Here is a 22,524-nt window from a genome sequence, read left to right on the forward strand (position 1 = left end):
GTCACGGCAGCCATAGAGACGGCAGCAATCGACTAGACCAGTCTCTCAAGCTACGATTGGCTGTACGTGCAAATTCAATATGAGGTTCATCTGGTTCCACTGGAACAATGGGGGCAGACGTACCTATACCAAACTGTTCAATCACTCGATTAGCAGCTTCCAGTCCAGTTACATACGCTTTTTCCTGTGACCAGGAACCATGACGCGTAATAATCCAATCCCCACTCATAAACAGATTGGATACACTCGTTCTTCCAGACAACATAGATTGATAGCTACCAGGAGAGAAGTGCGTGACAGCTCTAGGTAATCGCACAACGCTACTATCAATCACCTTAGCGTCACAAAATTGCGGTACACAGGTTGTTAGATCTTGATGCACTTTAGCAATAATTTGTTCATCATCTAGCGGTAACAATTGATTAGCATGATAAAAATCTGCTTCAATCACACTCCCCGCTTCATTCTTCCATTCATCATGCAGCGTGTTGAGATCAAAAAATGTCCATCCGGTTGTGGCATCAAACCCAAAGCACGCATTAGACGGCAGGGGCACAGGGACTTTGCGATCAAACCAAAGCCGGGTTGCCAGCACATCAATTGCACCCAAATTCATCAGGTCACAAAATTCAGGGAACTGTCGAAGTGTCGAACTGTTACTGACGATTTTTTGCATTCCCGTTACGCCGACTGCGAAAATCACAGCGTCGGCCTCGAACCTTTCATCACCGCACACCACGCCAGCAACTTGAGTGCCATCACCCCCGTCCTGTGATTTAAGGATTAAATCGGTCACTCGCCGCTGAGTCAGAACCCGTCCACCTGTCCGCTCAATTTGCTCAACCCAGGGACGAAAGATCTGCTCCCCCACAGTGCCACGGCACCATACCACATCAAAGTCAGGCTGGTGAGCCAGGATGAAGTAATACAACATACCTAACGCCGCTGCCGCCGAACATTGTTCTCCCGGAGCAAACAAGCCTACCAACAACATTGGCTCAAACGACTCTTTGTAGAGACGAGCCGACACCCCAAATTGCTTAAAGAGTTCACGAGCTGTAACCGGGTCATACCGTCGCCATGCAGCATCAGAATTGTCAAAATCGATGATGGCATAGAGCAGGGGTAAGGCCGAGAGGCGATCGCTCAACGGCAACCGCTTAAATCGGGTATACAGAAAGGTTCCCAGAGGTGTGGGAAGCCGGGGTTCCTGTTGAAAAATGGGTGACTCGACTTCTAAACCAGCCGGTGAATATTGAGATGAGCGAGTCCAATCGGTAAACGGACTCAAGCCTAATTGTTTCACTAAAGCAAAGATATTGCGGTAAGGATACCAGAAGCCATGGATGCCAGCTTCGACAGCCCGCCCCTGTGCTGTTTTCCACCCAGCGACCAGTCCACCTGGGTATCCCCCTGCTTCCAGGAGAGTAACATCGTATCCCTGGTGTACTAAATGGTAAGCGGCTCCTAAGCCAGCCCACCCGGCTCCAACGATGACGACTTTGGGACGTTCTTGAGTTTGATTCATCAGTTGAGATCTCAGTTTCACCTACTTCAAACATAGCAGTATGAATCGGTCTCCCGTTTTTGTCTGGGTTCCACTAGCCCAATGTTGCAATTCTTGTAATACCGTTTTTATATACAGAATGGGAGGTGTGGCACGTACGCACCACACCTCCCATTCTGTACAACTTCCTATTGATTTGGTACAGTTGGCGATCGCAACACCTTCAACGTAAGGAATCCATAAAAGAATCTCTGAGAAGATACAAGTATCTTTTGTAGCCGAAGATCTGATTGGCTAAAAATTACAGATGAATAAATTGTGGGGTGAGCATCTTGCCCATTCTGGATAGACAGGATGCCCAACCCACAAGAACTGCAATTTGTTTCGTTTGTGTTCCTCAGTACAATATGGCTTACGCTTTCCCTTGTGGGGGTGAGTGCGATCGCCCCTCACCGCAAGGTTACGGATCGCTCCTATGCCACCTTCCAACTTTCCGTATTATTGCTGAGGTAGGTCACCTGGAAAGCTGTTTCCGATCGCACTCACACTTAACATGCTATTCGGGCTTCTACGCCGAATTCGAGTCAAAACTAAACCACAATATCCAACAGCAATTGATTTGCTCAACCTTAAGAACGGTTTGAAAAATCGTTAATCTATGCCTATAAATGGGTATCTTCATTCAAGTGAAGTTTTCCAAGAGTAGGAATTTGTCTTAAGATAGTCCCCTTAACTGAGATAGCAAATATCACAATTTCCACCTATGATCCAGTCTAAAAAAGCAGCGTTGGCTAATTGAATTAGAGGTAGAAAACTTTTTTGATCTCAAAAACTATCTTTGGATAGATTTCTCAAGAGAAGTAAATTTGTTTCTTTTATCTCATTCTAAAAACCACCCAGTTTTATCTATTTAATAGATGTTAATACTAGATAATGGTTGGGAACGCTGGGAGCAGAGGGCTCTGTATGGCCTCTTTTCACCCTAGTTCCCTGGCACGTTCATGTCCAAATTGCAACTTTTGTCGTCACAATATGATTTGCTGCACCGAATAACAACTCGTATCAGGCAATCTCTTCAACTGCAGGAAATTTTACAGGCGACCGTTGCAGAGATTCGAGCATTTTTGAAGACAGACCGAGTTATGGTCTATCGATTCTGGTCGGATGAACATGGGGAAGTCATTGCAGAGGCACTTGAAGACAATCGGCTACCGTCTCTGATGGGATTGCACTTTCCGGCCGATGATATCCCGCCTGAGGCCAGAGCACTTTACTTGCAGACGCGGCAACGTTCCATCGTTGATTTGTCTGCCCGGCAAATCGGTTGGAGCAAGCCAGATACGCTTGAACAGGCAGAAACTATTCAATACCGCCCCGTTGACCCCTGCCATATTGAGTATCTCAAAGCAATGGGCGTGCAATCATCCGTCGTCGTTCCGATTGTGCAGGAGGAAGAGTTGTGGGGGCTGCTGGTAGCCCATCATTCCCAGCCTCAGACTGTTTCCCCAGTCAATTTGCATTTCTTGCAATTAGTTGTGGATCAGGTGGAAGTTGCGATCGCTCAATCCACTCTACTTAGCCAAGTACAGGCACAAGCCCATCGGGAGAGCGTCGCCAATCACATCGCGACCCTATTGCATTGCAGCCCTGACCATCCCTTTCAATCTGCTCTGGAAGCTACCGTTAAATCCCTCAATGGGTCAGGTGGCAGGCTATTTCTACTGCCAAGTCATCTTCAACAATCCCCTGAAGTTTACACATGCGGCATCCAACCTCAGGCTGAGCAGAGAGCAGATACTCAGCCTTTAGAACAGCGTTTGCCATGGCAAGCTTGTACTGTCTCAGATGTTCTAGCTATCACCGATCTCTATCAGGACGAACAATGTCTTCCCCTAGTAGGGCTGTTTCACAACACACCTATTCGGAGTCTACTCATCCTTCCGTTACGACAGGGACAGCAAATCGTCGGCTTTTTGACACTCTTCCGCAATGAAATCGAAACGGAACGTTTGTGGGCAGGAAAGTTTGACCCAGACGAGCGCCAAAGCCTACCGCGTCAGTCCTTCGAGCAGTGGCGAGAACACCGAACGAAGCAGGCACAAGGATGGACAGAGACAGATCTGAACCTGGCTCAGGCCATCGAAATTCATTTTGCATTTGCTGTTGCACAGCACCAACTTCAGGCTCAGGTTCGAGCCCTCAATTCCAACCTTGAGAAACAAGTCAAGAAGCAAACTCGGAATTATATCAATATTCAATTTGCTTTGGATCAGGCGTCAATTGTTGCCATAACCGATGGCCAGGGAATTCTTTCGCTTGTTAATGACAAGTTCTGTGAGATCTCGAAATATAACCGGAATGAATTAATTGGAAAACCTTATCACATTCTAAAATCGGAATACCATTCACAAGATTTTTTCAACCAAATGGAACAAAGCATTATGGATGGAAAAGTTTGGCGGGGAGAGCTTCAGAATATTGATAGAGATGGAACAGCCTATTGGACTGATACAACGATCGTACCGTTGGTGGATGAACATGGAGAGATCTACCAATATGTTTCTATTCAAACTGACATAACCGATCGCAAACAAGCTGAAGATGTATTGCAGGAACAGACAAAGTTATTACAACTCATTCTTCATTCTATAAGCGACGGTATCATTGTTGCAGATAGAGAGGAGCAATTTCTGATTTTCAACCCGGCTGCTGAACAGATATTTGGTAAGGGTGCCACAGCAACTTATAAGGATGATTGGTCACAGCAGTATGGTTTATTTCTACCCGACCAGATTACACCGTTTCCAAGCGATGAACTTCCTCTAGCACGAGCCATTCGAGGCGAAGAAGCCAAAGCCATCGAGATGTTTGTTCGTCACGCTCAAGCACCCGAGGGGGCGTGGATATTAATCAATGGTGAGCCGCTGAAAGACGAAGCTGGACACTTGCAAGGAGGCGTAATTGTTTGTCGCGATATCAGCGATCGCAAACGCTCAGAAATCGCCTTGCAGGAGAAGGAGACCCGTCTGCGGCAGTTTATTGAATATGCACCCATTTCGATTGTCATGTTTGATGAAATGATGCATTACCTAGCCGTCAGCCAGAGATGGCTAGACGAATATGGCTTTGACCATGACATTATTGGGCGATCGCACTACGAAGCCTTCCCAGAAATTTCTGAGGAATGGAAGCAGATTCATCAACGCTGTTTAGCTGGCGCGATCGAGCAGCGTGAGGAAGACCCCTTCATCCGCAGCGATGGTTCTGTAGAGTGGATTCGCTGGTCATTACGCCCGTGGTATACGGCGATCGGAGAAATTGGTGGTGTCATCTTATTTAGCGAAAACATTACAGAGCGCAAGCAAGCCGAACTAGCTTTACGCCAAAGTGAAGAGCGACTACAAGCAATTCTCGACAATTCGCCTGCCGTCATCTACATGAAGGATACGCAGGGACACTTTATTACGGTGAATCGGCAGTTTGAAGCCCTCTTTCACTTGAGTAAGGCTGAAATTGCTGGTAAGCAAAACCGTGATCTATTTGAGTATGATTTAGCCGATGCCTTCGACGCGAATGATAGAGCTGTCTTGGAAACCGGAAAAGCAATGCAGTGGGAGGAAGTTGCACCTCATGATGATGGGCTACACACCTACCTTTCCCTCAAATTTCCCTTACTAACCGAGGAAGGGATGCCCTATGCCCTTTGTGGCATCTCCACTGACATCACTGAGCGGAAGCAAGCCGAGGTTGCCTTGACTCAGGCTAAGGAAGCCGCAGAAGCTGCCAACCGGGCCAAGAGCGAATTCCTGGCGAATATGAGCCATGAATTACGAACTCCCCTCAATGGCGTCATCGGGTATGCCCAGGTTCTCCAGCGCGCCAAGACACTAAATGACGAAGATCGAGCGCGCATTGACGTCATCCATAAATGCGGAAGTCATTTGCTAACACTCATTAATGACATTTTAGACCTGTCAAAAATTGAAGCTCGGAAAGTGGAATTGAGGCCAACAGATTTCCATTTTCCTGCCTTTCTTCAAGGTGTTGCTGAAATGTGCCGCATTCGTGCTGAGCTGAAAGGCATCCAATTTCGCTACGAGTCAGCCTCCGAATTGCCAACTGGCATCCGAGCTGATGAGAAACGCTTGCGTCAGGTTTTGATTAACCTACTAAGCAATGCGATCAAATTTACAGATTCAGGCAGTGTCACCTTCACCGTTAGTTTTGCGTCAGCAGGTAAGATTCGATTTTCTATCCAAGATACAGGCATTGGCATCTCTCCTCAAAATCTCCCAAACATTTTCCAACCGTTTGAGCAAGTGAGTGACATGAGATACCAATCCGAAGGAACCGGATTGGGGTTAGCGATTAGCCGAGAAATTGTCGAGTTAATGGGTAGCACCATTCAAGTTCATAGTGAAGTGGGGGTTGGCAGTATCTTCTGGTTTGATGTGGAGCTACCTCAAGCAGATGAATGGGTAAAAACATCTCAATTGGACCATTATGGTCAAATTATTGGCATCAGAAACTGCCAGCCGAAAATCCTTATTGTTGATGACAAATGGGAAAACCGATCGGTAATTTCCAATCTTTTAAGTCCTATTGGCTTTGAGGTTATCGAGGCCATAGATGGGACTGACGGTTGGCAGAAGGTTGTTGATGCTCGGCCCGATCTCGTCATTACAGATCTGTTGATGCCCGGTCTTGATGGGTTTGAACTGATCACACAGATTCGAGCCTCTACAGCATTTCAAGACTTGATCATCATCGTTTCATCGGCCAGTGTCTTTGAGACGGATCAGTACCGTAGCATTGAGGCCGGAGGTAATGATTTTCTGGCTAAACCTGTATTGGCAACTGAGTTACTCCAGAAATTACAAAAGCATTTGCATCTGCAATGGCTCTACGAAGAGCAGGAACTATTAACAAAACCCGAAACGAGTTCTGAAGAACTTGTTGCTCCCCCGACAACGGAGCTAGAGGCACTACATGAGTTAGCCATGAAGGGTAACTTTATTGGCATCACGAAACGGGCAGCATCACTCGAACAGATGGATTCGAAATACAGTCCCTTTGCCCAAAAACTTCTTCAACTGGCCAAAAAATTTCAGGACCAAGAAATTCTTGCCCTCATTCAGTCCTGCCAGCCGGAAGATTAACCCATTCACGGCTTGGGCTTATTGCCCAGATAAAATTGCTTCCAAGTCCACAAGGTTCACCGAGTCCACCTGTTAGAACTATGAATCCAGCTAAGCAGAATGCAGTCGTGCTCATCGTTGACGATAATCCTGCAAATTTAGGAGTTTTATCCGATACGCTCGACCAAGCAGGAGTAGAAGTGTGGGTCGCACAATCTGGAAAAACGGCTTTAGAACGCGTCAACTATGCGCTACCCGATTTGATTCTGTTAGATGTAATGATGCCGGATGTGGATGGGTTTGAAACGTGTCGCCGACTCAAAGCAAACCCAGCGGCAAGGGGAGTACCTGTCATCTTTATGACGGCCCTTTCAGATATTGATCATAAAGTTGAGGGATTTCAACTTGGAGCTGTTGATTACATTACAAAACCTTTCCAGCAAGAAGAAGTAGTAGCCCGTGTTCAACTACATCTCAAAATTGCAGATCTGTCCAAAAAGTTGGAAGAGAAAAATCTATTACTAGAACAACAAGTTGTAGAAACAAACCAGGCTTATCGCAACTTACAGCAGATGCAACTCCAACTCGTGCAGAGTGAAAAAATGTCTGGATTGGGACAGATGGCGGCTGGAATCGCTCATGAAATTAATAACCCTGTGAATTTCATTTATGGCAATCTGGTTCATGCAAAGGAGTATATGGAGGACATCACAGGATTACTCAGCCTTTACCAAGAGGAGTACCCCAAACCGACCCCTCGTATTCAGGCTGAGCAAGATGCGATCGATTTACCCTTTATTCAGGATGACCTCTTCAAGCTTTTCAATTCAATGACTCTAGGGGCACAGCGGATTCATGAAATTGTCAAATCTATGCGGATCTTTTCCCGCCTGGATGAGGTCGAAGCGAAAGCCGTGGACATTCATGAGGGCATTGATAGCACACTCACAATTTTGCACCACCGCCTGAAAACAAAAACAGACTTCACCACAATCGAAGTCATTCGGGAATATGGTGAACTACCCTCAATCGAATGTTATGCAGGGCAATTGAATCAGGTATTCATGAACATCCTATCCAATGCTATTGATGCATTGGAGGAATGTAGTACACAAGGGAAAGAAGATAGTAGACAACCCGGAAGAATTCATATCAGGACTGAATCTTCAGACGATCGCTGGGTCACCATCCGGATAAAAGACAATGGTCCAGGAATCAGCGAAAATATACAGACAAAATTATTTGACCCGTTCTTTACAACGAAGTCTGTCGGTAAAGGAACGGGGTTAGGGTTATCGATTAGCTATGAAATTGTTGTTGAAAAACATGGTGGTAAGCTCTATTTCCAGTCGGCTCCAGGACAGGGCACAGAGTTTGTCATTGAAATTCCAGTGAAGCAACAAAATTATTTCGCCGCCTAGCTTCTAGCTCAGTAGTAAGCTGTGCCTAATGTTCTATATCCTGCTCAGGAAACGTAGAACACTAGGCACAGCTTCATATTGAAAAGATATAAGATAGGGGCTATTACCACGGGAAAAATCATGCGTCGTAGATGGTCTCACTGGATGCTTCGCTGGCTACTCCTTGGCATGTTTGCCATTCTAGTAACGGTGGGTGGGTGGCAACGGCTCACTCCGGCCACAACAGCCACAACAACTCCGCTATTTGAAGAGGCATGGAAAACCGTACGGGATAATTTCTATGACCCCAACCTCAATGGGGTCGATTGGAATGCGGTGCGATCGCACTACCAACCCATCTTTGGGCAAGCCCAAACCCAGGCTGAAGCGGCCGCTGTCATCAATGACATGTTGGCAGAACTGCACACCTCCCATACACACCTCTACACTCCTGAAGAACCGGCCTACTATCAACTGCTGGGCATCTTTCAGCCCTCAATGCGAGATTTACCTGCCGCCGCTCGACAACTTTTTCCCAATGGACGGTTTGAATATACTGGTATTGGTATCTTTACCCAAACTATCGACGGAAAAGTTTTTATCAGCGGGGTCCTAGACGGAAGACCGGGGGCGATCGCCGGACTCCAGGTAGGCGATGAAATTGTAGCGGTAGAGAATACGTCCTTTCATCCCATCCAGTCCTTTGCAGGCAAAGCAGGACAGGCCGTCAAGATGCAGGTGCGGCGCACTCCCAATACCCTGATAGAGGTGAGTGTTACTCCCCAAGTCCTCGACACTACAACCTTGTTTTTGGAGGCACAGCAAGATAGCATCAGCATCATCGAACAGGATAACAAGCGCATCGGTTATGTCCACATCTGGTCAAATGCTGCCGACCCACACCAACAAACGCTATTGAATGAGCTGATGTCTGGAAAGTTGCACGATGCAGATGCACTGGTGCTGGATCTACGAGATGGCTGGGGTGGGGGAGATCTTGACTACCTCAACTTTTTCACGGGAAAGGGGCTAACCATTCTCAATCGAGGACGCGATCGCGACCCTTTTACCTATGCGACCTACTGGAACAAGCCTGCTGTCATGCTGATTAATGCAGGCAGCCGCAGCAGTAAAGAAATTTTAGCCTATGGGTTTCAGCAGGAACGGGTGGGACCGCTTGTGGGAGCAGCAACCGCTGGGGCCGTTGTTGCAGGGCGTCCCTTCTTGATGCAGGATGGCACCTTGCTTTATGTCGCAGTCGCCGATGTGTTGATTAATCAAAGCGAACGATTGGAAGGGCGAGGAGTTAGGCCGGATGTCGAGGTAATAGCTTCAATACCTTATGCTCAAGGTGCAGACCTACAGAAGGAGCGGGCGATCGCCACTGCTATTCAAGCTATTCAATAAGAAAATTTCCAGTAACGAAATTAATCTGTAATATCAGATCAGCCGATGATATAAAAGTGATGCGGCGCAAAGCGCCGCATCACTTTTATATCATCGGCATTTAACCTTGCTTGTTGTAATGCGGGTGCAGGGCTCAAACATGATGTTCTTGAGGCGAGTTCAGCTTGTAGCCCATTGCTAAAGATTGATACATTGAAACTTGTTCCTTCTGCCAACTGTCATCCCGATTTAACTCATTGGCTAGAATTGCTGCGACTCGGGGCGCAGCCTCTATGCTGGCGGCCGCGTTTAAGAGCAGCGATCGTGTCCTCCTGGATAACACGTCTTCTACCGTACGAGCCATTTCATAGCGAGCAGCCCAGCGGATCTCAGCCTCTGAGTAGGGCAAGTCAGGGTGCAGTAATTGATGAGCTCCGGGCATTTGCTGAATCAGACTGGCATCACTGCCATAAACATCCAATGGAGCAGCAACAGGAGTTTGCGTCCAACCGTGAAGCCTTAAATCGCGCGTTATCGAAGGTTTTTGAGGTAATTTTCGCTCCTTGACTGCAGAGTTCACCACATCCTCCCCCATCTTTCGGTAAGTCGTCCATTTACCTCCTGTAATGGTGACTAGACCGGAGTCAGACACAGAAATTGTATGTTCCCGTGAGAGAGCGGCCGTCGATGTCATGTTATCGGCCTTCACAAGTGGGCGCTGTCCCACAAACACACTGAGCACATCCGACCACCCAGGAGCAGGCGTCAGATATTGGGCGATCGTTCGTAAAATAAAGTCAATCTCATGGTCTAGAGGACGAGGTTCATACTCCGGTTGCTCAACGGGAGTATCCGTTGTACCAATGAGCGTTTTACCGTGCCAGGGCAATGCGAAGAGCACTCGTTCATCTTCTGTACGAGGAATCATCAGCGCACAATGACCCGGGAGAAAGCGTTGGTCTACAACGACATGAATTCCTTGGCTGGGCGAGAGCATCGTTGGCGCAGATGCATTATCCATCCGACGCACATCATCAACAAAAACACCTGTTGCATTGATAACAACCTTTGCTTTTAGCTCAAATGTTTTAAGTGTCTCGCTATCTTGTGCAAACACACCTGCGATTGCCCCCGCAGTTTTCATCAAACCTATCACTGGAGCATAATTCAACGCCGCACCTCCCTGATCAATCAAGGTTCGCATTAGCGTAATTGCCAACCGTGCATCATCAAACTGACCGTCGTGGTACAAAATGCCACCTCGCAGTTTTTTTTGATTCAATGTCGGCAACTGTTCAAGAGTTTTTTGTTTATTAAGAAATTGACTATGACCGAAGCTTAATCGCCCTGAAAGTAAGTCATAGAGCTTCAGCCCTGCACCGTAGTAGAGCTGCGACCAGCCTGCATAACTGGGCACCACCAAGGGTAAGTTGTGTACGAGGTGGGGGGCATTGCGATGTAACAGCCCACGTTCATGTAGAGCTTCTCGTACCAAGGCAAGGTTTCCCTGAGCCAAATATCGCACTCCTCCATGAACCAGTTTGGTTGAGCGACTGGAGGTCCCTTTGGCAAAATCATACTTCTCCAGTAAAAGCGTCTGATAACCTCGGCTGGCTGCTTCAACCGCTGCACCCAGCCCGGTCGCACCCCCGCCGATCACAATCACATCCCACTCATCAACCTGTTGCAATGTAAGGAGAATATTTTCTCGAGTTAGGTGTGTAGTCATAAGGGTATCCTAACGGCGATCGCCTATCTCAAACGTACCATTACTCAGATCTTGCATCTTTCTAAAGCCAAAAGCCAGAAGGGTGATCTTTCTGTCACAACATGGCAGAAAAATCACCCTTCTGGCTTTTAATACAAGAATCAGAAATGAGTCACATCTTACACCCTACGAAGCGGCCTATAAAGTCGATTTGCGATCCCTATAACGTTACGAGATCACCTCAAATGCCACAACATCATGAGTGCCACCTCGCAGAATGGATTCAATCTGCTTTCCTCGTAAACGCTTGCCTAAGCCTTGCTCAAGAGCACCTTGAAGGGCACCCAAAGTGTACGTTAGATTTCGGGGTGAACCAGCAACTTCACCTGAAGAGCAAATGGTTTCACGGCAGTAAACTAGAATTGTATTATTGTCATCGACAATTCTATCTACAATACACAAACGCGTTCCTTCTGAACCTAATGCCTTTTGAAGAATTTGGGACAGTTCCTCCAAACTAACTTGCTTTTCAGCCATCCCTAACTCCTGCACTAATTGCTTACCCCGAACGCGCCCAGCTGCGATCAGTGCAATTGCAGCCGCTTTTTCTCCTAATGCTTCTTCTGTTCCCGTTACTAATGCTTTGAAGCAAACAATACTGCTAAAATCACCGAGTTCAGGCCGAATCGTGTGCGTTGCGGTAGCTGTCGCCATGATTGCAATTTTCCTTAAGATTTAAAGGTCTATTGCTTGTAGTCTGCCCATCCTTATTGAGGTATTACCATCAAGTAATTTATCTTAAACCACAGCTCTTATTGAGCTTTATGTATCCAGAATATATTCATTTATTTTTTGATATTCGATACTTTTACTTAAATAAATGGGCATAATCAAACACAAAATTTAAAATTTTATACTGCTTGTTTCATAGCTGGCATAGAATTCTGGTTTAGTTAAGTTGGGCAACTCGCCATTTGCCTAAAACATATCTATAAAACTGATGCCTAAATCCAGATCAATAAATATCTAACTATACTTAAAGCTCAAATTTTTATTTATTAATCCATAATTCAAAACTTCGACTTCTTTAGTAGTTCATAAGATCGAAGTTGTGCCGCTTGCTTCGCAAGCGGCACAACTTCGATCTTATATTTAATTAGGCTGTACCACTTAGACCATCGACTTCGACAGGATGGATGGGACAAACCCTGCCCATTCCGTCAAAATCGGTACCCTGAAATACTAGAGTCTGCTTTAAGGATTGTTTCTCGTGTGCAAAGCATACTACGAAGAAACAACCCTTAGAGCAAGCTAGAGAAATGATAGTGACAGACCCTGAGCGTGCATCATGACCGCAAGATTTTACAAGACAGAAGGATTAATGCAGCCTATTATGATGAACGTTGCCGCCCTACTGTGCCATGACTGAACAAGCAAAAGTTTGGCGATCGCCAGTGCTTACCAATCTAGAAGTACTTCACGCTACCTACCGAACCCATACATTTCCTCGCCACGTGCATGAAGAATTTTGCATTGGCATTATTATCAGTGGGGTTGAAGCCGTGAAATATCGGGGCGAGACCCATATCGCACCCACAGGTAGCATTGTTGTCCTACAGCCTGACGAGGGCCACAGTAATTGGGCTGCCGTTGATGCCGGTTGGAGTTTTAAGGTTATCTATCCACCCACTTATCTCTTTCAGCCATGGTTCAACAGAAATGACCAGCAACCTCTGTCAGTACCGTTCTTTGCCAATCCTGTCATTCGCGATCGCCCGCTCTTCCAGCAGTTAGCACAATTCCATTGTCGATTAGAACAATCGACAATGAGCGATCGTATGGAGCTAGAAACACGTTTACTGACCATTCTTCAGACTTTGGTTGCGCGCCATGCTATTGATAAAGCAGCAAACAAGCATACCGATAAACCAGATCACCAGCTCGTTCAGAAAATAAAGAGATATTTACACACCTATTACTGCCAAAACCTTACCTTAGAAGACTTGTCAAACTTCTGCGATCGAAGCCCGTTCCACTTAAACCGCATTTTTCGTGAATCTGTTGGCTTACCTCCCCATGCCTATTTGACACACATTCGCATTGCCCATGCAAAGTCTCGCCTCTCGCAAAGCTCTTCACTAGCACAGTTAGCTGTTGAGCTGGGATTTAATGATCAAAGCCACTTTACAAAAACCTTCAAAGCTTGGGTTGGAGTAACACCGGGGCAATACCGAGCACAGCTAAAAGCTGAACTTTAAACACAATATCGTTGGAAAACAATCATGTCAGGCTCTACTCGCGTTGTTGCCCTTGGTTCTGGTTGCCTTGCAGCCCTGGGCTGGGGATTGACAGGAACGTTTATCAAACTAATGCCACAGTTCACGACCCTCGAAATATTGACGGTTCGCTTGGTTATTGCCTTACTGGCGACCCTTCCTATTCTCATCATGCGTCGTTCCCTACAATTAGAGTTACGCAGTTTAGTGCGCAATCCTCAGACCATTCTGTTATCCAGCTTAATGGTGTTTTACTATTTATTTGCAGTACGAGCTTTTCAACTTGCTCCTGTTAGTGACGTCGTTCTCATCGTTGGACTTGCCCCTCTACTGGGACTTACGGTCAAAGTTCTCTCGCAAAAACCTATCCTTGCGATGGAAGGAATTGGAGCGATAACGTCGTTTGGAGGCTTAGTGCTGTTTGTTTTGCCCAAGCTACAAGGACATAGTAGTGATATAACAACTTACTTAACAGGTTTATTCTTCGCTTTTTTGTCTGCAATCGTTACGCTTACTTACGCAACGTTATTCAAATTCCAATCTATCAATCATCCTCTACTCAATCCACTTCTTGTAGCTTTCATCACATTTGCACTTGGTTCAGTTATCACACTACCAATTACCCTGATTGCAACACCTCAGTATCTCAATGCCCTCGTTCAACCTGATATGTTAGCGATCGCCTGGGGCCTCGGTATTCTCTCAACCGTCGTTCCTACCCTCTGCTATAGCTATGCAGCGAAACACCTGTCTCCTGTTCTAACAACAACGTTAAACTTAATGACACCAATTTTTGCTGCTGCGATCGCCGCCCTTTTTCTCCATGAATACTTGCCTTTATTAAGTATCATTGGTGCAATACTAATACTCACTGGAATTTTAATGCTATCAATGCCTCAACGATTTACTGCCTCCTTTAAAAATCGTTGAGAAGCCAATGGATGGGCGTACCGTATGGATAGGGATAAGGTCATTGAAAAGATTATTGTTCGCGATTGAAGCACAAACAATAATCTTTTTAAGCAGGTTATCAGGTAACTACTGTGGAAATCTCTTCAATAAGTCAGATGCATCTAGGGAGTTGAATGTTCTGCAATAGAGTTAATACGTTACCCATGAATGGTAAATGATTGGCTGAGACAGGTTTCACCCAAGCAAAGGTGAGGCAGTTTATCTGGCGTGGGCAGCGTTAGTCATGCTTTGAGGCCGGAAACTATGGAAGATTTGTTAACGACAGTTGGATTAACGATTTTTGCAATCGGGCTCGTTCTGCTCATGAGGTCACGTGGCCAGCGACGGCTAGCTCAAACATCCTCTCGCCAGTCCCAGAGCAACGGCCCAGCAACAACCTCAACAACCTCAGCCACGTCACCCAACGTGGAACAACCTGAATCTCCTCCGGCAAAAACAGCCCCACTGATCGTACCAACCCTTGAACTACCAACAATTGATACCCCACTGGCAACATCTCTAAACGTTCGAGATATGGTAGAACCTCATCACAATTCCACTGAAATTCCATCTGTACAATATGCAGAACCTGGTGCTGGAAATACGGCAGGCATTCCCCTGGACGATGCCATGCCTCATCAAAACCATGGCGATCGCCAGACCGTATTAGACGAGATTAACCACATGGGGCAGGAAGGGCAAGGAGATGCGATCACTCGGCTGTCGCATCATTTAGAAGATCCAGATTACATGGTACGAACTGCTGTCGCGTCAGCTCTGGGAGAATTGGCAACACATCTGCAAGGCCCACGACGAGACGAGGTTTTAGCCCATCTACAGCACCTGAGTCAGGATGCAAGCGCAGAGGTACGTGGGCAGGCAGCCGCAGCTTTAGGCCGTCTGGGAACCTGAGTTAGGCGCCATTCCCTCGACCCATTTTGCTAAACTTTCAACGTAGTTTTTTCGGGCGCTTCTCGCTCGAAAAAACTACCGTTTAAACCCGAGTTAAAGCACGCCCTATTTCGTAGACCTCATTCAAAGTGAAGCCCTATGAAGCTTCAGTGCCAGCACTGGTACTCAATTTTTTGAAAGAAGGGCGATCGCATCATTCCCAAAACCAACAATGCAGGCAGAATTGCCATCAGCACCAGGAGTTTCCCGGCAGCACCAGCATTTTCTAGAGAAAAGGCCCCTGTTTGTACTTGTTGATAGAGAACAATTAGAAGCAAGACAATCAAACCGCCGAGGAGTTGTAATGAACGAGCTGACGGCCGCTCTTGCCATTGGAAGTGTAGGGGTTGCCGCAACCAGAAAGCAGTCTTTATCGCTACACGGGTCGTAGCATGGATCACAATACCCGGTTTGATTAGATCTGGCAGAAATAGGAATAGCAGGCCCCAACCGGGCACGACTGCATTGCTATAAACTGGAAATAGGGCTGCTCTTAACTCCTGCATTCGAGAGTAGAGAAGGGCGATCGGCATGTGCAGGATGAAGGAGGGTAAGCCGAGGAGCAGGGGCGGGTGAGCGATTAAATGGGGGCTACAAACGGCGATCGCCACTATCGTATAGGCAAGCAAAATTAAGAGAATATAGAGACCTGTAATGCGAAGAAAGGAAGTCAGTTGGATGGGATAGTGAATAGCATAATGAGCGAAGGGAAACAGTATTGATGCCAGGAGAATCAGATCCGTTGTCAGTCGTTCAGGGATGTGGCCTGTCATCCCTGAAAGCAATACGAGAAGTGTGATTGCAACACAACCTGCGGCAACCAGACGAGGATGTTTCTGACCATACAGATTACCCTGTAGCCCGTAGCTCACGGCTAATACACTACCTACTAGGAGCAGACATTGCCCTAACATGAAGCGAGGCATGATCAAGCGTTGAGGGGGAGTTTGAAGATCAAAAGCTTGTTGTGCCCATCTAACGGATTCCTGGATGAGAATTGCATCAAAGGGTTCCATCATGTGATCTGAGGTTGGCGAGATAACCAGTTTGCGGGCAGTGCCTTGGTCAAAATTGCCGTAAAGCTGGGCCTGGACAGCCTGCCCAGTTCCCTGATACATCATCAAACGCATCATACGTGGCGTATGGAATTGCTCATAGAGTCCCGTACCGAGAAACAGGTTTGGGGGCAGATGGCGGGTGATGTCGGCACTCATGCCGAGAACCAGGGTTGCCATAATCTGGCTGTTTTCATTGGCTAAAGCTAGAGCGGTGGCACCGCCCATAGAATGGCCAGCGACGCCGATGCGAGTAGGGTCAAAGCGGCCAGGATTGACTTGCATGTAGGCAGCGATCGCCCGAGCATCCGCTAAATTCTCGTCTTCGCTATAGCTGCGGGGGTAAGATTCGCCAAACCCACCGGCATCGGCGGCAATCACAGCAACTCCCTGTCGAGCCAGCTCGACCGCCAGGGGCTCCATCGTTTCCTTCGTACAATTGACGCCATGCCATAGCATCAGGGTAGGATAAGGAGCGATCGCCTGGGAAGGAAGGTACAGCCGAGCCACCAAGATTTGATCTGGCTTTCGCGTAACTCGAATTATTTCCGTAGGAACATGATGCAGATGACCCATCCAGGTAAGCCAAAGCCCACATACCAGCAGAATTAGCCCCAGGCCCAACCCCAACGTCTTATGTGGAATAGTATGAATCCGATGGTGAGCCATTGAACACTTCCTTTGGGCCAACTGTAACCCCATGCGATCGCATCTATTGTTCCCAAGTATGTACTCATAGCCATTTTCATTACAGCGATTTGCACTTGAATCAGCTACGGTTGTTTGTGTAAGAGCCGCGCGGAGTGCGGCTCTTACACAAACAACTGGATTTTCATTTCAAACGTGTGGATGAGTACCCCACCCACACGCCTAGAACACGTTTAAAGATTATGGAACCAGCAGGACAGTAAGATTTTAGGCTGGGGTTTGTAGTAGAAAAAGTTGATTGAGGTAGTGTAAAAATGCTTTTTCGTCTATGGGTTGGCTCCGGAAAGCAATGTGACCATCGGGGCGAATGAAGTAGAGGGAAGGTTTGTGAACTCCATAGAGGGTGTGGAGGGTTCCTTCGGGGTCGAGGAGGAGAGAGCCTTCCCATGGCAGCTCCGTTGGTTTATCGGTGCCAGGGACGACGATATGAGCTTTGACGATGCTACCCATTTCGTTCTCAACATTCGAGGCAAGGTTAGCAAGATGGGTGTAATTGGGTTGCGTCAACCCTGCGAAGAGAAGGAGGTGGCTTTCAGTGCCACGAAATGCTTGAAAGAGGGTAATGGGGTCGCGGGTCGGATAGTGGAGGCAGGGGCCAGGGAGCGCACGATCGCCCGCATGGGGTGCCTTCCACCAAGCAATTCGAGTTCGCAAATCAGCGCCTGGGTCAAGGGTTGAAACGGAGAGGGACGATCGCCGATAGTTAACATTCAGTTCAGAGGCTTCTTGAGCTAGCTTGCGTTGGAGGATATTGAGGCGAAGGAGAGGAACCAGGACGCGATCGCGCACCCAGCGTAAGCCGGGATTTTGGGTCACGAGAACCCCCTGAGTTGCGGTCTGAGTGCCTCGGAGGATAAATCGAGCAACGGGCGATCGCTCTTCCTGATAAGTATCCAGTAGGCTGTCTCGAGCCTTCTCCTGAATAACCAGCGCGAGTTTCCAGGCCAGGTTATAAGCATCCTGAATTCCAATATTCATACCCTGCCCACCAAAGGGGCTGTGGATATGGGCAGCATCTCCGGCAACTAAAACATGGCCCTGACGATAGTTATCGACCATGCGGTAATTAACCTTGAATTTAGACATCCAGGTGGGATGACTTACGGTTGTTTGCGTATCGTCTGTGTACTGCCTCAGCAGGTTTTGAAAGACCTCGACCGACACCTCAGAGGTGCGCTTTCCAGCAGGTGCAAATAACCGCCATTGACCCGTGGGCAAGGGAAAGACGGCAAAGACCCCATCCTTCGTAAACCAGCCATGGGTCGTCTCACGGGTGCGCTGCCAATCTAGATCCACATCCGCTAGCAACCATTCCTCGGGGGCGGTCGTGCCTTCAAAGGGCATAGCAAGGATTTTACGAACCTGGCTGCTCGCCCCGTCACATCCAATCAGCCATTTAGCCTGGATTTCTTCAATATCGTTAGTGTCGGCTTCGCTGGGCTTGATCTGGGCGATCGCCCAATCTTCTTCTTGACGGATGTTCATGAGTTCGCGCGATCGCTCAACGGTTCCCCCCAATTCTTGCAATTGTTGATTGAGAATTAATTCCGTTTGGCTCTGCGGCAAGATCAGGAGAAAAGGATAGGGACTCTCTTTTTCACGGATGTGTTGCAGGCTAATGTACAAAATGTCTTCATCACCTCGATGAAACGTCACACCTCGCGCTTGGGTGCCCGCTGCTAACGCGGCATCAATCACCCCCATCGCCTCAAATACCTCTAAGGTCCGAGCTTGAATGCCGAGGGCACGGGAGGTCTGGACGGGTGCCGCAGCTTTGTCGATAATGCGACAGGCCACACCACGCCGGAGCAGTTCACAGGCCATAGCCAAGCCAACTGGACCCGCTCCAACGACTAGCACATCAATTGTGTTGCTCCCTACATTCATTCCAGGATCCCTGTGTTGTGGATATTGAGCAATTCTCCTACAGAGAAGCAGAGTCCGTGCTTCTTCAAATAGAGTAATGCTTCATCTCTACAGGTTTAACAGGTAATTGGTCAGTCATACTCAAAAATTCCATTGCATTGATATGCTGAGTTTGCAATTGCGTATGCAAAAAACTAGCAATGGTGAAACAGGCATACTCAAGTTTTTGCAAGTAAAGTTGATCGGAAAGCATCACTTTAAAACTCCAACATCATTGAATAACAAGCGTCTAGATTCTCAAATTCCTGAAAATTTTGGGGAGCTACACCTCTTCAGGCGATGGCGTTTGGGTATGATCCACTAACCAGCGATGGAGCATCACCATCACAAGAGCCAGAGGCACCATGAATATGGGAACGACTTCTAAATTCGTTTGATCGGCTAGCCAACCCACGATTGTGGGAATACCCACGGCACCAATACTGCCAATGCTAGCGGCAAAACCAATAGCGGCCGGAACCAGCGCGGCCGGAACTCGACGTGGCATTAGCCACATGGTTGTTGGGAAAATGGCGGCTAGAGCGAACCCGATTATAGGCAGACTCCACAGTTGTTGAGGGAACCACCACCAAATGAGTAGACCAACGGTGAGCAAAGCCAAAGAACCGTCAATCAGTCGAGCTGCCCCCAACCGTTTCATCAGTTGCCCCATCGTCAAGCGCCCCAGCGTTAGCCCAAACCAGTAGGCGGCTACGCTATAACCTGCCAGGGCAACAGGCGTCCCTCGGCTAACGGTTTGCACGGTATACGCCCAATTCCCCAGCGACGCTTCAGTGCCAACGTAAACCAGCAAAAGCAATCCTGCAACTCGCACGGTTGGAGTTTTTAACGCCAGACGCAAGTTTTTCCCTGCACTTTGCTCAGCAGGTATAGCCGATGAATCGATAAGTGGATAAGGCTGAGCAATAACCCAGATCATGCCGATGACTAACAGCCCAACCATCGCGGCGAATACCCAGTAGACCGATCGCCAACTCACCCCCGTCGTCAGTAACAGAGTGGCGATCGCAGGCCCCGTTAAGGCTCCCACACCATAAAAGGCATGCAGCACTCCCATAAGATGAGCACTATCCTGTTTGTGGGCAATGAATGTGTTGATGCCCGCATCGATCAGGCCGATACCCAGCCCCAATAAGGTTCCCGTAATGACCATGACAAGCCAATGAGGGGTTGCTGCATAAATACAAAGTGCTGTCGTGAGACTGATCGCCGCCAGTAAAATCATCCGGGCTAAGCCGATACGTTGGCTCAACAGGCTACTGGTGAGAGCTGCCACAACATAGCCACTGATTTGACTGAAGAACAGAGCCGTTACCGTCGCTGTGGTCAGGTGGTAGGTTGTCAAGATGGAGGGCAGCAGTACACCCAGACCACCTTCTGCGATCGCGATCGCAATAAACGCATAGAAAGCCAGTCCAACTCCAATCCAGACGGGGGGTTTGTTGCTCATCATTTGGCCCCCAAAATTCGCACATCAACCCATCGCATACCAGCCCGTTCCGCGGCTTCTAGCCCCACGTCGCTGTCTTCGTACACGATGCACTCCTGAGGGGCAACCCCCATTCTTTCTGCCGCCAACAGGAAAAGATCGGGCTCAGGTTTGCCAACCTTGACATCGTTGATGGTGACAATCGTATTAAACAGCGATCGCAAACCAATGGATTCAATCGTGGGTTCTACAACAGAACGCTGACCATTAGAGGCGATCGCCATCGGCACGCGACCGTAGTTTTCATGGGCGATCGCAGCGACAGCAGGCACCGCTTGAACACGATGAACCAGGCGGGAGAAATGTCGTTGTCGCTCGACTTCGAGCCTTTGGATATCAATAGCATAGCCAAAGGCTTGATTAAACTCTTGTAAAAACTTTGCAGCAGTGAGTCCAGTACGCTCGTAATACCAGTCCTCTGGCAGAACGGCTCCAAACTCACCCAGAGTTGCTTGCCAGGCTTCAAAATGAACGGGTAACGTGTGGGCAATTGTTCCATCACAATCAAAAATTAGCGCAGCGTAGGGAGCCTGAGGCGCAACACGACTTGGCGAAGACGGTTGCGCAGGGCACTTGAGAGGTTCTAGAGAAGTAGAGTGAGATGACATGATAAACCTCTGTCAGCATCAGTAACCCTATGCTAATTTGTTTGTTAGGTAAACAAATTAATATCTAAAAATTTTCTATGTCCGTGCCCCTAACGTCGCCTTTCACAACCCATCCCGCCGTACTAAAGCAGTTTAATACGGCACGACTGTTGGAGTTGTTGCGATGCCGTGCCCCCATTGCCCGTGCCGAGCTAGCACGCCTGACTGGACTAACACGCTCAACGGTGACCGTCATAACGGCTGAGCTGATTGCCCAGGGATTAATACAAGAAGGTATCGAGATTACAGCTTCCCGTGGCAGTCGTGGCAGTGGTCGCCCTGGAGTTGGGTTAATGCTGAATCCTGATGGAGCCTTCTTTGTCGGAGCGGCTATTGAGGCCGAACATTTAACAGTAATTAAGCTGAATTTGGCGGCACAAATTGTAGCGCGGCTTCAGCAACCGGTATCTAGCACGGATCCAGAATCTGTATTGCGGCAACTCGTGCAATTGATTCATCAAGTTTGCCAGGCTGAACCCTACAACCGCGCTCGACTTCGGGGCATTGGTTTGTCGGTTCAAGGAGTCTTGAATTTAGAGGGCGTGGTCATTCGTGCTCCATTTCTCGACTGGTCAGGCGTGGATCTGCGTCGCTATCTTCAGCCTCATCTCGATCTACCATTATTTGTTGACAACGATGCGAATGCTGCTGCCTTAGCGGAAGTCTATTTAGGCAACGCCATGCAGAGTTCTTGCCTGCTCTATATTTTGATTAACAACGGTATTGGAAGTGGATTAATCATCAACAATCGCGTGTTTCGTGGTGCCTATGGCACAGCTGGAGAGATTAGCGCGCTGATGAGCGATCCACCAGGGCAAGATAACGCCTACGAGTGCGGCCATCGTGTTGGAAAAGACGATTTGCTGAAGCGCTATCGAGCACTGGGTGGCAAAGCGGAAGACTTGCGGGAACTGGTGGAGCGGTTGGAAGAGGATGCGATCGCCCATAGCACCGTTCAGGAATGGGGAAATATTTTAGGACGTGGGCTTATTAGCGTTGCCAGCCTCCTCAACCCGGAACAAATTATATTAGGCGGTCCACTCAGTATCTTATTTCCATACGTTCAAGGCTCCCTAATGGATCAATTACGAAACAGGATGCCTCGCCAGGGAGAACAAGGTTTTTTTAGCAATCCTAAGGCTCGGTTAGCCGTATCAGCCTTTGGAGAAGATGCCGCAGTGGTTGGAGGGGCTGTGCTAGCGTATCAGTCTCTATTTCAGGTACCTGATCTGGTTCTCTAAATTAGTAACGGCCCTTTCAACAGAGAGACATGTTGGGTGAGGCGAGCAGCAATTCTCAGCTTTGAAGCTCGAAAATAGCCCGCCTTCGGCGGGCTATTTTCGGGTTGGATTCCAAAATGAGAATCGCTGGAGGCGAGCAGA

Annotated in this window: 15 protein-coding genes; 8 read left to right on the top strand and 7 right to left on the bottom strand. The window is 47.9% G+C overall.

What is annotated here, in order from left to right:
* Position 1: 1 nt before the first annotated feature.
* Positions 2-1,528 carry an FAD-dependent oxidoreductase gene (locus NDI52_RS18055; RefSeq protein WP_190773854.1) on the bottom strand — a complete coding sequence of 509 codons (1,527 nt, stop codon included), beginning with the start codon at positions 1,526-1,528 and terminating at the stop codon, positions 2-4.
* Between the two features lie 333 nt (positions 1,529-1,861).
* On the opposite strand from NDI52_RS18055, the gene NDI52_RS18060 reads away from it, so the two are divergent.
* From NDI52_RS18060 to NDI52_RS18075, 4 genes are all read left to right on the top strand, one after another.
* Positions 1,862-2,020 (top strand): hypothetical protein, encoded by a 159-nt coding sequence (locus NDI52_RS18060; RefSeq protein ID WP_190773855.1) that lies wholly within the window; start codon positions 1,862-1,864, stop codon positions 2,018-2,020.
* Positions 2,021-2,508: 488 nt separating this feature from the next.
* Positions 2,509-6,666 (top strand): PAS domain S-box protein, encoded by a 4,158-nt coding sequence (locus NDI52_RS18065; protein ID WP_190773856.1) that lies wholly within the window; start codon positions 2,509-2,511, stop codon positions 6,664-6,666.
* Positions 6,667-6,746: 80 nt separating this feature from the next.
* Complete coding sequence (locus NDI52_RS18070) at positions 6,747-8,066, top strand: response regulator (protein WP_190773857.1); 1,320 nt, start codon at positions 6,747-6,749, stop codon at positions 8,064-8,066.
* A 120-nt stretch (positions 8,067-8,186) separates the two neighbouring features.
* Entirely contained in the window at positions 8,187-9,452 is a 1,266-nt protein-coding gene (locus NDI52_RS18075) for a S41 family peptidase (protein ID WP_190773858.1), read from the top strand.
* Positions 9,453-9,585: 133 nt separating this feature from the next.
* On the opposite strand, the gene NDI52_RS18080 is transcribed toward NDI52_RS18075, so the two are convergent.
* Entirely contained in the window at positions 9,586-11,160 is a 1,575-nt protein-coding gene (locus NDI52_RS18080) for a glycerol-3-phosphate dehydrogenase/oxidase (RefSeq protein ID WP_190773859.1), read from the bottom strand.
* Positions 11,161-11,367: 207 nt separating this feature from the next.
* Positions 11,368-11,853, bottom strand: a complete 486-nt coding sequence (locus NDI52_RS18085) for a hypothetical protein (protein WP_190773860.1) — start codon at positions 11,851-11,853, stop codon at positions 11,368-11,370.
* Between the two features lie 707 nt (positions 11,854-12,560).
* On the opposite strand from NDI52_RS18085, the gene NDI52_RS18090 reads away from it, so the two are divergent.
* From NDI52_RS18090 to NDI52_RS18100, 3 genes are all read left to right on the top strand, one after another.
* A complete protein-coding gene (locus NDI52_RS18090) occupies positions 12,561-13,397 on the top strand; it encodes an AraC family transcriptional regulator (RefSeq protein ID WP_190773861.1) in 837 nt (278 codons plus the stop codon).
* Between the two features lie 24 nt (positions 13,398-13,421).
* Positions 13,422-14,345, top strand: coding sequence for a DMT family transporter (locus NDI52_RS18095; RefSeq protein WP_190773862.1), 924 nt, complete (start codon positions 13,422-13,424; stop codon positions 14,343-14,345).
* Between the two features lie 285 nt (positions 14,346-14,630).
* Positions 14,631-15,278 carry a HEAT repeat domain-containing protein gene (locus NDI52_RS18100; protein WP_190773863.1) on the top strand — a complete coding sequence of 216 codons (648 nt, stop codon included), beginning with the start codon at positions 14,631-14,633 and terminating at the stop codon, positions 15,276-15,278.
* A gap of 146 nt (positions 15,279-15,424) precedes the next feature.
* On the opposite strand, the gene NDI52_RS18105 is transcribed toward NDI52_RS18100, so the two are convergent.
* From NDI52_RS18105 to NDI52_RS18120, 4 genes are all read right to left on the bottom strand, one after another.
* Positions 15,425-17,041, bottom strand: coding sequence for an alpha/beta hydrolase (locus NDI52_RS18105; protein WP_190773864.1), 1,617 nt, complete (start codon positions 17,039-17,041; stop codon positions 15,425-15,427).
* Positions 17,042-17,287: 246 nt separating this feature from the next.
* Positions 17,288-18,967, bottom strand: a complete 1,680-nt coding sequence (locus tag NDI52_RS18110; protein ID WP_190773865.1) for an FAD-dependent monooxygenase — start codon at positions 18,965-18,967, stop codon at positions 17,288-17,290.
* A 301-nt stretch (positions 18,968-19,268) separates the two neighbouring features.
* On the bottom strand, positions 19,269-20,459 hold the full coding sequence (locus tag NDI52_RS18115) for an MFS transporter (protein WP_190773866.1): 1,191 nt from the start codon (positions 20,457-20,459) through the stop codon (positions 19,269-19,271).
* Complete coding sequence (locus NDI52_RS18120; RefSeq protein ID WP_190773867.1) at positions 20,456-21,103, bottom strand: HAD family phosphatase; 648 nt, start codon at positions 21,101-21,103, stop codon at positions 20,456-20,458. The genes NDI52_RS18115 and NDI52_RS18120 overlap by 4 nt, the downstream gene beginning before the upstream one ends.
* Positions 21,104-21,180: 77 nt before the next feature.
* Here NDI52_RS18120 and NDI52_RS18125 point away from each other — a divergent pair, with 77 nt between their 5' ends.
* Positions 21,181-22,383: an ROK family transcriptional regulator gene (locus tag NDI52_RS18125; RefSeq protein ID WP_190773868.1), complete on the top strand. Its 1,203-nt coding sequence runs from the start codon at positions 21,181-21,183 to the stop codon at positions 22,381-22,383.
* Positions 22,384-22,524 lie beyond the last annotated feature (141 nt).

Source organism: Leptolyngbya sp. PL-A3 (genome assembly GCF_039962325.1).
Classification (GTDB): Bacteria; Cyanobacteriota; Cyanobacteriia; order Elainellales; family Elainellaceae; genus Vacuolonema.